Source organism: Vibrio sp. HS-50-1, from assembly GCF_024747315.1.
Lineage (GTDB): Bacteria > Pseudomonadota > Gammaproteobacteria > Enterobacterales > Vibrionaceae > Vibrio > Vibrio diabolicus.
Window position 1 is genome coordinate 246,386 of sequence record NZ_JAMPZF010000024.1, and the last position, 13,800, is coordinate 260,185.

At 44.6% G+C, this 13,800-nt stretch carries 11 protein-coding genes; 6 read left to right on the forward strand and 5 right to left on the reverse strand.

Translation table 11 applies throughout. The features are described from left to right. Nucleotides 1-2 precede the first annotated feature (2 nt). A complete protein-coding gene (gene lolE, locus NDJ01_RS10795; RefSeq protein ID WP_048626175.1) occupies nt 3-1,247 on the forward strand; it encodes a lipoprotein-releasing ABC transporter permease subunit LolE in 1,245 nt (414 codons plus the stop codon). A 148-nt stretch (nt 1,248-1,395) separates the two neighbouring features. Here the strand turns inward: lolE and NDJ01_RS10800 are convergent, their stop codons facing one another. Continuing rightward, a complete protein-coding gene (locus NDJ01_RS10800) occupies nt 1,396-1,905 on the reverse strand; it encodes a DUF2062 domain-containing protein (protein ID WP_005390643.1) in 510 nt (169 codons plus the stop codon). An 8-nt stretch (nt 1,906-1,913) separates the two neighbouring features. Between NDJ01_RS10800 and NDJ01_RS10805 the strand changes: the two genes are divergently transcribed. The 5 genes from NDJ01_RS10805 to kdsB are packed head-to-tail and all read left to right on the forward strand — an operon-like array spanning nt 1,914 to nt 7,880. Continuing rightward, on the forward strand, nt 1,914-4,172 hold the full coding sequence (locus NDJ01_RS10805) for a DNA internalization-related competence protein ComEC/Rec2 (protein WP_258586687.1): 2,259 nt from the start codon (nt 1,914-1,916) through the stop codon (nt 4,170-4,172). 31 nt (nt 4,173-4,203) lie between these two features. Further along, a complete protein-coding gene (gene msbA, locus NDJ01_RS10810) occupies nt 4,204-5,952 on the forward strand; it encodes a lipid A ABC transporter ATP-binding protein/permease MsbA (RefSeq protein ID WP_005390646.1) in 1,749 nt (582 codons plus the stop codon). A gap of 5 nt (nt 5,953-5,957) precedes the next feature. After that, a complete protein-coding gene (gene lpxK, locus NDJ01_RS10815; RefSeq protein WP_006742147.1) occupies nt 5,958-6,965 on the forward strand; it encodes a tetraacyldisaccharide 4'-kinase in 1,008 nt (335 codons plus the stop codon). Beyond that, nucleotides 6,946-7,125 carry a Trm112 family protein gene (locus tag NDJ01_RS10820; RefSeq protein ID WP_005390649.1) on the forward strand — a complete coding sequence of 60 codons (180 nt, stop codon included), beginning with the start codon at nt 6,946-6,948 and terminating at the stop codon, nt 7,123-7,125. The genes lpxK and NDJ01_RS10820 overlap by 20 nt, the downstream gene beginning before the upstream one ends. Next, nucleotides 7,125-7,880: a 3-deoxy-manno-octulosonate cytidylyltransferase gene (kdsB, locus tag NDJ01_RS10825; protein WP_005390653.1), complete on the forward strand. Its 756-nt coding sequence runs from the start codon at nt 7,125-7,127 to the stop codon at nt 7,878-7,880. Before NDJ01_RS10820 ends, kdsB begins: the two co-directional genes overlap by 1 nt. A gap of 77 nt (nt 7,881-7,957) precedes the next feature. On the opposite strand, the gene NDJ01_RS10830 is transcribed toward kdsB, so the two are convergent. The 4 genes from NDJ01_RS10830 to NDJ01_RS10845 all read right to left on the reverse strand — a co-directional run bounded on the left by NDJ01_RS10830 (nt 7,958) and on the right by NDJ01_RS10845 (nt 13,769). After that, on the reverse strand, nt 7,958-9,517 hold the full coding sequence (locus tag NDJ01_RS10830) for a SpoVR family protein (protein ID WP_006742146.1): 1,560 nt from the start codon (nt 9,515-9,517) through the stop codon (nt 7,958-7,960). Between the two features lie 11 nt (nt 9,518-9,528). After that, nucleotides 9,529-10,800, reverse strand: coding sequence for a YeaH/YhbH family protein (locus NDJ01_RS10835; RefSeq protein WP_005390656.1), 1,272 nt, complete (start codon nt 10,798-10,800; stop codon nt 9,529-9,531). Between the two features lie 47 nt (nt 10,801-10,847). After that, nucleotides 10,848-12,782, reverse strand: a complete 1,935-nt coding sequence (locus tag NDJ01_RS10840) for a PrkA family serine protein kinase (RefSeq protein ID WP_005390658.1) — start codon at nt 12,780-12,782, stop codon at nt 10,848-10,850. A 486-nt stretch (nt 12,783-13,268) separates the two neighbouring features. Next, nucleotides 13,269-13,769, reverse strand: a complete 501-nt coding sequence (locus NDJ01_RS10845) for a YfbU family protein (RefSeq protein ID WP_053807154.1) — start codon at nt 13,767-13,769, stop codon at nt 13,269-13,271. Between the last annotated feature and the right edge of the window lie 31 nt (nt 13,770-13,800).

Below are 13,800 nucleotides of genomic sequence, written 5' to 3' on the forward strand. Positions count from 1 at the left end.
TTTTGTTTTCATCTTTAGCATTGATGATTGGTGGTCGCTTCAGTCGAGCGAAAAAGCGCAACAAGATGGTGTCTTTCATTTCGCTTTCTTCAACGATTGGTATTGCGGTTGGTGTAGCCGTGATCATTATCGGTCTTTCTGCAATGAATGGCTTTGAGCGCGAGCTGCAATCGCGTGTGTTGTCAGTTATTCCACACGGTGAGTTGGAAGGCGTTAATGGTCCGCTTCATAACTACACCAAAACGATGAATCAAGCCCTAAACCATGAAGATGTTGTTGCGGCAGCGCCGTACGTTCGTTTTACGGGGTTAGCAGAAAAAGGCAGTAAGCTAAAAGCGATAGAAGTTCGTGGCGTAGAGCCTACTTTCGAGCAAGCGGTGTCGAGCTTATCGAATTTTATTGACCAAGAAGCTTGGCAAAACTTTTATGCCGGTCAGAAGCAAGTGATCTTAGGCCGAGGTGTTGCAAACGAGCTAAATGTCGCAGTGGGGGATTACATTACGTTGATGATTCCGCAAACAGGCGGCGCAAACAAAGTGCAGGCTCCCAAGCGTGTGCGCGTGAAGGTGTCTGGGTTCTTAACGTTGAATGGCCAAATAGACCATTCTTTAGCGTTAGTGCCATTAGCGGATGCTCAGCAATACGCGAGGTTAGGGGAAGGGGTCACTGGCATTTCACTAAAAACGGATGATGTTCTCAATGCGCCTTCTATTGTTCGTGAGGTAGGTAGCATGGTGGATGTTTACGTGTATTTGAAAAGCTGGCAGCAAAAGTTTGGTTTTTTGTATCGCGATATTCAGCTCGTACGCACCATTATGTACTTGGTGATGGTACTCGTGATTGGTGTGGCATGTTTTAACATTGTGTCTACGCTGATGATGGCAGTGAAAGATCGAGCCGCAGAAATTGCAATTTTGCGAACAATGGGAGCAAAAGATAGCCTAATCAAACGTATCTTTGTTTGGCAAGGCGTGTTCTCTGGTGTATTTGGCAGTCTCGTCGGCAGTGTTATTGGTGTCTTAGTGGCGTTAAACCTGACTCCGTTAATTAAAGGGTTAGAGAGCTTAATCGGTCATCAGTTTTTATCGGGTGATATTTACTTCGTCGACTTCTTACCATCACAGTTACACTGGCCAGACGTAGCATTGGTGTCGGTGACGGCGATCGTTTTGAGTTTGCTTGCAACGTGGTACCCCGCTTCTCGCGCCGCGAAGTTAAATCCGGCAGCGGTGCTGAGTTCTAAATAACCAACCGTTTTACAATACGAGAAAAGCAAAAAGGACCGAATTCGGTCCTTTTTTGTATTTATCCAACTTGAGCGACATCGTGTTTCATTCTAACTGTTAGGTGCCCCTCAACTGATAGCACAAATGCTGATTTTTATGCAGTAACGTCTTATCTTATTTTGCGTTTTTGCCAGCTCCGAACCACTGAGTAGCGCCAAAGTCCTCTAATGCCGAAGTAGCCAATAATCGCGGATACAACACCACAGATAGCACAGCCTAATAAGAATGGAGGGCCAATAGTGCTCATCTGTTGCATGATGAATTCCCACGAAAGTTCAAAGTGGAAAGGTTGCGGAGGAACATGCATCACTAAAGCGCCAAGCTTATACGCAAAATAAAATAACACAGGCATGGTTATAGGGTTGCTTATCCATACCAAAGCGACGGAGAGAGGTAAATTGACGCCAAGCATGATTGCCAAACCTGCAGCCATGATCATTTGGCTTGGTAGCGGAACAAATGCCATAAATAACCCGACAGCAAAAGCCCCAGACGCCGAGCGACGATTTAAACACCATAAGTTCGGGTTGTACAACACATTGCCGAAGACCTTCAATGCTTTTTGGCGTTTGATCAATTCATGATCTGGCATGAAGCGTTTTATCAGCTTTCTAGGCATAGGACAGCATGACTCTCTCAGAAAAAAGTTGGACCTTGGCGTTATTTGTAGCGAGCGTAATTTCGTCAGCTTGGTGGCCGACAATACCAGATTGGCGTTGGTTGCTGCTGGGAATAATAACCACTGGCTCAATAATCAAATTACGTCGTGGCTTAATTAGCATAGGCGCAATTGCGGGCTTTATGGTTGTCATCGTCCACGGCAATGTATTGGAGTCTCAGAGACAAGCCCTTTTTCAAGCAGGGGAGAATATTACCATAATTGGTAAAGTTGACAGCCCTTTTACGCAAATAAGTCACGGATATGAAGGCATTGTGGCTCTAAAAAAGGTAAATTCTCAAACTCTGTTACCTTTTCTTAAACCTAAAATCCGTCTTATTACGCCTTTTCCACTCGATGTTAACAGTGAGTTTACGACATCTGTCTCGCTAAAGCCGATTACAGGCCTACGCAACGAAGCTGGTTTTGACGCCGAAAAGCACGCAATGGGTAAAAGTATTATCGCACGCGGTGTTGTTAACAAGGATGTTACCTGGATTATTCGTTCTACTACATCTTTGCGCCAAGCCATTATCGCTGATGTTTCGGAGGATGTGTCCTCCCTTCATCATTTCTCGTTAATAAATGCGTTAGTTTTTGCCGATCGCTCTTGGTTATCTAAGGAGGATTGGCAACGACTCAGAGACAGTGGTTTACTGCACTTGGTCTCGATTTCGGGCTTACATATTGGTATGGCGTTTACTTTTGGGCTAGTGGTGGGCGGTGCCATTCGTTATGCGTTACCTCAATACCAGCTATTGCCTAGCTTATGTGGGCTGATGTTTGCCGTTGCCTATGCTTGGTTAGCGGACTTCTCATTACCTACTACCCGCGCGGTGTCGGTATGTGTTATTTACGTCGTTCTCAAATATACCTTAGTGCACTGGGCTTCCTGGCGGGTACTTTTGCTCGCGGTAGCGCTACAACTGCTTGTTCAACCTTTTGCATCGTATAGCATGAGTTTTTGGTTATCGTATTTGTCAGTTTGCGCAGTGTTGTTCGCAATCAATTTGATTCGGCATCAAAACGGGGGCTGGAAAGCGAAGTTAAAAGTGCTATTGCTTACTCAATTGATGTTGAGTGTGTTAATCGTGCCTATTAGTGGCTATTACTTTTCTGGTTTCAGTTTGTCATCAATTGCATACAACTTGGCGTTTATTCCTTGGTTCGGATTTATCGTTGTGCCTTTGATGTTTCTGGCCCTGTTTTCATCTTTATTTCTTGAAATGATAGCAAAGTATCTGTGGCAGTTGGTGGACTGGTCATTGCAGCCATTGAGCACGTCAATTCAGTACGCGATAGGCTCCTGGCAACCCATTAGTATAGAAATGACAGGGTTGATTCTGGCGGGAATTGTTTGCTTGGTGTTTCAACGATTCATGTTTCAGTACGCGTGGTGTTTGTTACTTGGCATTGTAATTAGTATTAAGCTTACATCGGAATATGATCAGCAACATTGGCGCATTGATGTACTAGATGTGGGCCATGGCCTTGCGGTGATTGTAGAAAAAGACGATAAAGTGTTGCTCTATGATACAGGTAAAGCATGGCAAAATGGCAGTATTGCGGAGCAGGTCGTCACTCCGGTCTTGCATCAACGAGGTTATGAAAGCATCGATACGATGATCATCAGCCATTCCGACAATGACCATGCAGGAGGGCGCTTGTTCATTGAAGATGCCTTTTCGCCACAGCGCAAACTCAGTAGCCAAAACTTTATCGGATATGAGTCTTGTACTCGCGGCGATCATTGGAAATGGCAAGGGTTAAATATAGAAGTACTTTGGCCTCCTGCTCTTGTTCAACGTGCATATAATCCGCACTCCTGTGTACTACGTCTTACCGACCCTATTTCTACGTTCAGTATGCTTTTTACTGGTGATATTGAGACCATTAGCGAGTGGATCTTGCTCAGGGAGCCTGAAAAGTTAAAAAGTGATGTGATGTTGGTCCCTCATCATGGTAGTAAAAGTTCATCGAATCCTCGCTTTATTGAAGCGGTAAACCCGAGTGTGGCCGTTGCTTCTTTGGCAAAAAATAATCAATGGGGAATGCCGGCAGAACATGTTGTTGCAGCATATCGCAAGCTTGACATTACTTGGCTTGATACTGGGGAATATGGTCAGGTAAGCTTCTCTATTCACCGTGATAATTGGCGCTCAGAAACCAAACGTAGCGATACATTTGAGCCTTGGTATAGGCAGATGCTGCGTAAGGGAGTAGAATGAGAGTCTTAATGTAAGAAAATAAAGCACTTCTATGTCGATAAATACTGATGAAACGACTTGGCAGACGTTTAAGCGTCTATGGCAATTTATTCGCCTTTACAAGTCAGGTCTTGTCGTTGCAGTCATTGCATTAGTTATTAATGCTATATCAGATACCTATATGATTTCCCTATTAAAACCATTACTAGATGAAGGTTTTGGGAACGCTGAATCTGATTTTCTACGCACGCTTCCATTGATTATTTTTGCCATGATGTTTGTCCGTGGCATAAGTGGATTTGTCTCCACATACTGTTTGAGCTGGGTATCCGGCAATGTGGTTATGCAAGTCCGCCGCATGGTATTCAATCACTTTATGCATATGCCAGTGTCTTACTTCGATAAGGAAAAGACGGGCAATTTATTGTCACGTATTACCTACGATTCAGAGCAAGTATCTGCGGCAACCAGCCAGGCGTTAGTGAGCATCGTTCGCGAAGGTGCAAGTATCATTGGCCTGTTAGTCCTGATGTTTTACAACAGCTGGCAGTTGTCGTTAGTGCTGTTTGCTGTTGCTCCCGTTGTCGCGTGGGGTATTGGTGTCGTTTCTAAACGTTTTAGAAAAATATCCAAAAATATGCAGACAATGATGGGCAACGTGACTGCGTCAGCAGAGCAGATGCTGAAAGGCCATAAAGTCGTGTTGAGCTACGGCGGTCAAGATATCGAACGTAAACGATTTGAGAAGGTCAGCAACCAAATGCGTCAACAAAGCATGAAGTTGGTGACAGCTCAAGCAGCGGCTAACCCTATCATCCAAATGATTGCGTCACTTGCTATTGTTGCCGTTCTTTACTTAGCAAGTATTGACTCGATTAAAGAGCAACTGACTCCAGGTACATTTACCGTTGTCTTCTCTGCGATGTTTGGTTTGATGCGTCCGCTTAAAGCGCTTACTAACGTTACCTCTCAGTTCCAACGTGGTATGGCCGCGAGCCAAACGCTCTTTGCGTTGATTGACCTTGAGCCTGAGAAAAACGAAGGTAAGTTGACAGTTGAACGCGCAAATGGCGATGTTTCAGTTAAAAACGTAAGCTTTACTTATACTGGCGCAGAAAAGCCAGCATTGGAAAATGTCAGCTTCGATATTCCAAGAGGGAAGACCGTTGCGCTGGTTGGTCGTTCCGGTTCCGGTAAAAGTACCATCGCGAACTTGTTCAATCGTTTCTATGATGTTGATAGTGGCTCCATCACATTAGACGGACATGATATTCGTGAATACGAGCTAAAGAACTTGCGTCAGCAGTTTGCGCTAGTATCACAAAATGTTCATTTATTTAATGACACGATTGCAAACAATATTGCTTACGCAACGGATGGAAAATACGAGCGCAGTGATATCGAGAAAGCGGCAAAACTCGCGCATGCTATGGAATTCATCAGCAAAATGGATGATGGGCTTGATACCATGATTGGTGAAAATGGCGCGAGTCTATCTGGCGGTCAACGTCAACGTGTCGCTATTGCACGTGCTCTATTGCGTGATGCACCGGTATTGATTCTTGATGAGGCGACCTCTGCTTTGGATACGGAATCCGAACGCGCTATCCAAGCTGCATTAGATGAACTGCAGAAAGACAAAACGGTACTCGTGATTGCGCACCGCTTATCCACAATCGAGAAAGCCGATGAAATTCTTGTGGTTGATGATGGCGCCATCATTGAGCGTGGCAACCACGCCGATCTTATTGCAAAAAATGGTGCGTATGCACAATTGCACCGTATTCAGTTTGGTGAATAAACGCGGTGGTTGAAAAAATCTGGTTTGAAAACCATCCAATAAAATACCTCTTGTGGCCGCTTTTGTGGCCACTGAGTGTATTATTTGGAGCAATAAGTAAGTCTAAGCGAAAGCAATATCAAACAGGCCGTAAGCAAGCCTACAACGCGCCTATCCCTGTTATTGTTGTCGGCAATATCACAGCTGGTGGTAATGGCAAAACACCAGTTGTGGTTTGGCTTGTTGAGCAACTGCAACAGCTTGGGCTTAAGCCAGGGGTCGTTTCTCGTGGCTATGGAGCAAAAGCTCCTGCCTATCCGTTAGTGCTAAAAGAAGATACGCCTGCGAAACATTGTGGTGATGAGCCTAAGTTGATTCATCGCCGCACAGGAGCGCCTGTTGCGGTAGACCCGGTGCGTTCAAATGCAGTGAAAGCACTGCTTGAGTCAGGTGTGGATATCATTATTACGGACGATGGGTTACAACATTATGCGTTAGGCCGTGATATTGAGTTAGTGATTGTGGATGGGAATCGCCGATTTGGGAATGAAAGCCTCATTCCGCTTGGCCCACTTCGTGAAGGGGTCGAGCGCCTTGCTGAAGTCGACTTTATCATCACCAATGGCGGTCAAGCACATACGGGCGAAATCGCAATGACTTTAGCGCCATCTAAAGCCATTAACCTCAAGACTAAGCAACTTGTGGAAGTTTCTGAGTTAAAAGAGCTAGTGGCATTTGCAGGGATTGGGCATCCACCACGATTTTTTCATACACTAAACTCGATGAACGCAGATGTTAAAGTCACAAAAGGTTTTGCTGACCATCAAGACTTTGACCAACAAGAATTAGAAGCATTGGCTCAACAAGGGGCCAATGTGATTATGACCGAGAAAGATGCTGTCAAGTGCAGCCATTATGCGCAAGATAATTGGTGGTATCTGCCTGTATCTGCCCAGTTTGAACCAAACGATGCAGAGCAAATTTTAAATAGAATAAAAGAGGTTAAAGCGGCTTATGGATCACCGTCTGCTTGAGATTGTAGCTTGCCCTGTTTGCAAAGGTAAGCTGACGTACGATAAAGAGAATCAAGAGTTGATCTGCAAATTGGATCGCCTCGCTTACCCGATCAAAGAGGGTATTCCCGTTCTGCTCGAGCCTGAGGCTCGTACTATGAGTATGGATGAGGGACGCTAATGTCTTTTACGGTTGTCATTCCTTCGCGTTACGCATCGAGCCGCTTGCCTGGTAAACCGTTAGCGGATATTGGCGGTAAACCTATGGTTCAGTGGGTTTACGAGCAAGCGCTACAAGCGGGTGCGGAAGATGTTATCGTGGCAACTGATGACGAGCGTGTTGCTGATGCTGTCTCGTCGTTTGGTGGTAAAGTCTGTATGACCTCTCCTAACCACGAATCAGGTACTGAACGCCTTGCTGAAGTTGTTGAAAAGATGGCTATTCCTGCAGACCACATTATTGTTAATGTGCAAGGGGACGAGCCTTTGATTCCACCGTCTATCATTCGTCAGGTTGCTGATAACTTATCGGGGTGTGATGCTCCGATGGCGACATTAGCCGTAGAAATAGACTCGGAAGAAGAAGTGTTCAATCCGAATGCAGTTAAAGTTGTGGCTAATGAGCAAGGCTATGCGATGTACTTTAGCCGAGCAACTATCCCTTGGGATCGCGATAACTTTGCCAAACAAGACAAAATCATTGCCAATCCATTAATGCGTCATATTGGTATTTATGCTTATCGAGCTGGTTTCATTAATACGTATGTAAACTGGGCTCCGAGCGCATTGGAGCAGATCGAGTGCCTTGAGCAACTACGAGTGCTTTGGTACGGTGAAAAAATTCATGTAGCGGTAGCGAAAGAAGCGCCAGCAGCCGGCGTTGATACGCCAGAAGATCTAGAGGCGGTGCGCGCTATTGTGGCGAAGCAAGCATAACTAAAGGTCACATTGAATTAAGAACGAGAAAGGCTCCTGAATTAGGAGCCTTTTTGTTGCTTATATCCAAGTATTAGTTAGATGTTTGTGTCATATTGGTTTCGTTTAGGGCAGGTCGCTAAGACTTCTCGGTGACCTGTGTCTTTTACTTCTTGCAGAATGACATCAAATCCCCACAATCGGTATACGTGTTTCAGAACTTCTTCGTAACTGTCATCAAGCGGGATTCGGTTATGAGGTACGTATTGCAACGTGAGTGAGCGGTCCCCACGAACATCGACATTAAATACCTGAATGTTTGGCTCAAGATTAGATAAGTTGTACTGAGCGGCTAAGGTTTCTCTAATGCGTTTATAACCCATCTCATCGTGTATCGCGGCGACTTCAATAAAGTTTTTGTGGTCATCATCGTTGATCGCAAACAGCTTGAAATCACGCATTAATTTCGGAGAAAGGTATTGGCTAATGAAGCTTTCATCTTTGAAATTATGCATCGCGAAATGTACCGCATCTAACCAATCTGTTCCTGCCAAATCCGGAAACCACTCCTTGTCCTCATCAGTTGGTTCTTCACAGATACGTTTAATATCTCGGAACATTGCAAAGCCCAAGGCGTATGGATTAATACCATTAAAGTAAGGGCTATTATAAGGCGGTTGAGCTACCACACTGGTATGGCTATGTAAGAACTCTAGTATGAACTTTTCGGATACTAAACCCTCATCGTAAAGATGGTTGAGAATGGTGTAATGCCAGAATGTTGCCCAGCCTTCGTTCATGACCTGCGTTTGTTTTTGCGGATAAAAATACTGACTGATTTTGCGTACAATCCGCACGACTTCACGTTGCCACGGCTCTAGTAGCGGGGCATGCTTTTCGAAAAAGTAGAGCAAGTTTTCCTGAGGCTCGCTTGGGAACCGCTCTTTAAGATCTTCCTCTTTGGTTTTGGCTCTTGGTACTGTGCGCCACAATTCATTCACTTGAGACTGTAAGTATGCCTCGCGTTCTTCTTGTCGCGCTTTCTCTTCGGTAATGGAGATTTTTTCTGGTCGCTTGTAACGATCCACACCAAAGTTCATTAAGGCGTGGCAGGAGTCGAGCAGTTTTTCCACTTCCTGTACTCCATATCGCTCCTCACATTCAGCTAAATACTTTTTGGCAAACAGCAAATAATCGATGATGGAGCTAGCGTCCGTCCAGGTTTGGAACAGATAATTACCTTTGAAGAAAGAGTTGTGCCCGTAACAAGCGTGAGCAATCACTAGCGCTTGCATTGTCACGGTATTTTCTTCCATCAAATAGGCGATACACGGATTGGAGTTAATGACAATCTCGTAGGCTAACCCCATTTGACCATGCTTATAGTTCTGTTCCGTTTGGATGAACTTTTTACCAAACGACCAGTGGTTGTAATTGATGGGCATACCAATACTTGAGTAGGCATCCATCATTTGTTCGGAAGTAATCACTTCTATCTGGTTAGGGTAAGTGTCTAGGCGATAGTGTTGTGCGACACGCTTAATCTCTTTGTGGTAGCGTTCCAACAGCTCAAATGTCCAATCCGGTCCATCTGGCAGCATTTTACTATTACGCTTCTTAGGCGCCTCTCCTGAGAGGTTTTTCGTTGCGGTACTCATCGCTAGCCTCCTTACGCCGTTTCTTTTTGGAATAGTTCACGGAAGACTGGGAAAATATCCTCCACAGAGCGAATGTTTTTCATTGCGAAGTTCGGAAATTCATCGGTAAGCTTTTCGTACTCATGCCATAGAGTTTGGTGCGAGCGTCGCGTAATTTCTATGTAGGAGTAGTACTGACAGTTTGGCAGTAGTTTGTTCACTAATAGATCGCGGCATCTTGGCGAGTCATCTGCCCAGTTATCGCCATCAGATGCTTGCGCAGCATAAATGTTCCATTGTCCAATTGGATAGCGCTCTTTTACGATTTCGTCCATCAGTTTCAATGCGCTGGATACAATGGTGCCCCCGGTCTCTTGCGAGTAGAAGAACTCGTGCTCGTCCACTTCTTTCGCTTGGGTGTGGTGGCGAATAAAGACAACGTCTACATTCTCGTAAGTACGAGTTAAGAACAGGTATAACAGAACGTAAAAACGTTTTGCGATGTCTTTCGTTGCTTGATCCATCGAGCCCGATACGTCCATCAAACAAAACATCACAGCTTGACTAGATGGTACAGGGCGTTTTTCATAGTTTTTAAAGCGTAAGTCGAAGGTGTCAATAAATGGAACCCCCTCAATTTTCTTACGCAGCTCTTCAATTTCAGCCTTCAAGCGGTTCTCTTCAAACTGCTGAGCGGGTTCAATGTTTTTGATACGAGCAAGTTCATCTTCTAGCTCTTTGAGAAGACGTTTCTTACCTGCGGTCATTGCCGTACGTCGTGCAAGAGATTGTTGTAGCGAACGTACTACCGCAATGTTTGAAGGGATACCAGCAGTTTGAAAGCCTGCGCGGTGCGTTTTCCATTCAGTAATTTTGGCAATTTGGTTTTTTTCTAGATTAGGCAGCTCGAGATCTTCGAACAAAATATCGAGGTACTCATCTTTTGATATTTGGAATACAAATTCGTCTTGGCCTTCTCCATCTGGACTGGCATTGCCTTCTCCCGAGCCACTACCTTGACCGCCACCTTTAGGACGCTCAATTTTATCACCAGTAATGAACTGGTCATTGCCGGGATGAACTCGTTCGCGAACACCACCTTTGCCTTGATGAAAGATCGGCTCATTGATGTCTTTGTGAGGGATAGAGACGTCTTCGCCCGTTTCCGTATTAGTAATCGAGCGTCGATTCACTGCGTCTGCTACCGACTCTTTTATTTGCTCTTTGTGGCGCTTCAAGAAGCGCTGTCGATTAACAGCGCTCTTGTTCTTGCCATTGAGCCTTCGGTCTATAAATTGCGCCATGAAATAGCCCTCTTCATGTTTCACAAGCGACCTAACTCAATACTGGGTTAGGATGACTTACGTACTCGTAGGTACCACTCAGAAAGTAGGCGAACCTGTTTCTCGGTATAGCCTTTTTCCATCATGCGAGCGACAAAGTCGTCATGCTTCTTCTGATCTTCAGAAGAGGTTTTCGCATTAAATGAGATAACCGGAAGTAGCTCTTCGGTATTGGAGAACATTTTCTTCTCGATTACTGTGCGCAGTTTTTCGTAGCTGGTCCAAACCGGGTTTTGACCATTGTTATTCGCTTTCGCACGAAGCACAAAGTTAACGATTTCGTTTCGGAAATCTTTCGGGTTAGAAATACCAGCGGTTTTCTCGATCTTCTCTAGTTCAGCGTTGAGTGAAGATCGATCAAATAGCTGACCAGTTTCTGGATCTCGGTACTCTTGGTCTTGAATCCAGAAGTCTGCGTAGGTGACATAGCGGTCGAAGATGTTCTGACCGTATTCAGAGTAAGACTCGAGATAAGCGGTCTGAATCTCTTTACCAATAAATTCAACGTAGCGAGGCACTAGGTAGCCTTTCAAGAACTCGAGATATTTCTCTGCCGTTTCAGCAGGGAACTGTTCACGTTCAACCTGTTGTTCAATCACATAGAACAGGTGTACAGGGTTGGCTGCCACCTCAGTTTGGTCGAAGTTAAATACGCGTGACAAAATCTTAAAGGCGAAACGTGTAGAGAGACCATTCATGCCTTCATCAACACCCGCATAATCACGATACTCTTGATAGCTTTTTGCCTTCGGATCGGTGTCTTTGAGTGTTTCACCATCGTAGACGCGCATTTTTGAGAAAATGGATGAGTTTTCAGGCTCTTTCAGGCGTGAAAGAATACTGAATTGCGCTAGAGTTTCGAGCGTGCTTGGAGAGCAAGGGGCCTGAGACAGCTCACTGTTTTCAAGCAGTTTTTGGTAGATTTTCACTTCTTCGGATACGCGGAGACAGTAAGGTACTTTTACAATGTACACACGGTCGAGGAAGGCTTCGTTATTTTTGTTGTTACGGAAAGTCTGCCACTCAGACTCGTTCGAGTGAGCCAGAATCATACCGTCGAATGGAATCGCAGATAGACCTTCAGTACCGTTGAAGTTACCTTCTTGCGTTGCCGTCAAAAGTGGGTGAAGTACTTTGATCGGCGCTTTGAACATCTCAACGAATTCCATTAAACCTTGATTTGCTTTACACAGCGCACCGGAGTAGCTGTAGGCATCGGGGTCGTCTTGCGAATAATGTTCGAGTTTACGGATATCGACTTTACCAACCAGTGATGAAATATCTTGGTTGTTTTCATCCCCTGGTTCTGTTTTAGCAATACCGATCTGATCGAGAATTGAAGGGCGAACTTTCACTACCTTAAATTTAGTGATATCGCCGCCAAATTCATGAAGGCGCTTAGCGGCCCATGGTGACATAATTGAGCGAAGATAACGTTGCTCGATACCATATTCTTTTTTCAAAATATCGCCGTCTTCCGTGGCTTTGAATAGACAGAATGGATGGTCATTCACTGGACTGCGTTCGCCATTGGCAGTAAGAACATAGATAGGCATCTGTTCCATCAGAGCCTTAAGTTTTTCTGCTAGTGAGGACTTACCACCGCCGACAGGACCGAGTAGGTATAGGATCTGCTTACGTTCCTCTAAACCTTGCGCTGCGTGTTTTAGGTAAGACACAATTTGCTCTATGGCATCTTCCATACCATAAAAATCTTTAAAGGTTTCATAACGAGAGATAACACGATTCGAGAAGATGCGGCTCAATCTCGGGTCTTTTGCCGTATCGATTATCTCTGGTTCACCGATCGCCATCAGTAGGCGTTCTGCTGCATTAGCATAAGCGCTTTTGTCATCCTTACACAGGGCTAGAAACTCCTGTAACGACATCTCTTCATCTTTTGCAGCTTCATATCTTGATTGATAGTGGTCGAAAATACTCATGTCGCTTTCCCCTTTAATAGTCAGTCTACCGACGAACGTTGATTCAGGCTTTCCCACCTATTGTTATGCTCCTTGTTGTTTGAATATACGTCCTGTTATCACATTTGGTTCGTACAGAATGTAAGATTGGCGACACCAAAGACTTTGCTTTATGGACAGTTTTTTCATTACAACGGTGAGCGGTGGGTATGAATCTTTCAATCACAGCCTTTCTCTACTTAAGCCTAGTCGGGGATTTGCAATTTTGCTTAACAATTATGAATTTATTGCAAAAGTGACATTTGAATCACTCTTTCACTGAAGATGAATTTATGTCGTGAATAGGTGCAATAGAAATCAAATATTTGGCAAAGACAGAAGAGTCTCAGTGATTCATTGCTCTACATCGCACAAGGGAAGCGTAAGAAGGTGAAAAAGCAGCGGTAAGGTTGTGACAGGGCAAATAAAAAAGGAAAGCGAGTGCTTTCCTTTTCGTAGACGAATATTTTATGCGCTGAAGATTTGTACAAGCTCGTTTTCGCATAAATGGTACTGACGAGGGCAGTTGCGCCAAGTTTGTAGCATACGACGGTATTTATCCAGCATTGGCATTTGGCTGTTAAAGTGATGGTCTGCTTTATCAAATTGAGGGTACAGACCTTCAGAATCAATAAGGAAGCGTACGTAATGGACTTGTTGGGCCTCCGAAGCAATATCAAACCCAAGGAACTGCAAGCGGCGCTGATCCACTTTGTTACGATCTTCGGTATCGAGCATGTTGTAAGATTCTTGCATCGCGTGATACATCTCCATAACGTCGATGATCTCACGACACTCCGCTTCTGAGAGACAGCCGAAATCTTTATTCAACTCACGCATTTGTAGCTCATAGCCACGTTCAACGATCGTTTGTAAGCGTTTGTATTTGGCCGCATTACTTGGATCAAGTTGAGACATAAGGTTGTATTGGTTTGATAGAATCAAACGTTGAGCGTTTGACATTTCCATGATGACCTCACTAGATATCTAATACATTTTT

Coding starts and splice junctions, on each gene's coding strand:
- NDJ01_RS10840 (WP_005390658.1), bottom strand. CDS start 12,782: ATGAGTATTTTCGACCACTATCAATCAAGATATGAAGCTGCAAAAGAT.
- NDJ01_RS10830 (WP_006742146.1), bottom strand. CDS start 9,517: ATGAGTACCGCAACGAAAAACCTCTCAGGAGAGGCGCCTAAGAAGCGT.
- NDJ01_RS10845 (WP_053807154.1), bottom strand. CDS start 13,769: ATGGAAATGTCAAACGCTCAACGTTTGATTCTATCAAACCAATACAAC.
- NDJ01_RS10835 (WP_005390656.1), bottom strand. CDS start 10,800: ATGGCGCAATTTATAGACCGAAGGCTCAATGGCAAGAACAAGAGCGCT.
- NDJ01_RS10800 (WP_005390643.1), bottom strand. CDS start 1,905: ATGCCTAGAAAGCTGATAAAACGCTTCATGCCAGATCATGAATTGATC.
- kdsB (WP_005390653.1), top strand. CDS start 7,125: ATGTCTTTTACGGTTGTCATTCCTTCGCGTTACGCATCGAGCCGCTTG.
- NDJ01_RS10820 (WP_005390649.1), top strand. CDS start 6,946: ATGGATCACCGTCTGCTTGAGATTGTAGCTTGCCCTGTTTGCAAAGGT.
- NDJ01_RS10805 (WP_258586687.1), top strand. CDS start 1,914: ATGACTCTCTCAGAAAAAAGTTGGACCTTGGCGTTATTTGTAGCGAGC.
- msbA (WP_005390646.1), top strand. CDS start 4,204: ATGTCGATAAATACTGATGAAACGACTTGGCAGACGTTTAAGCGTCTA.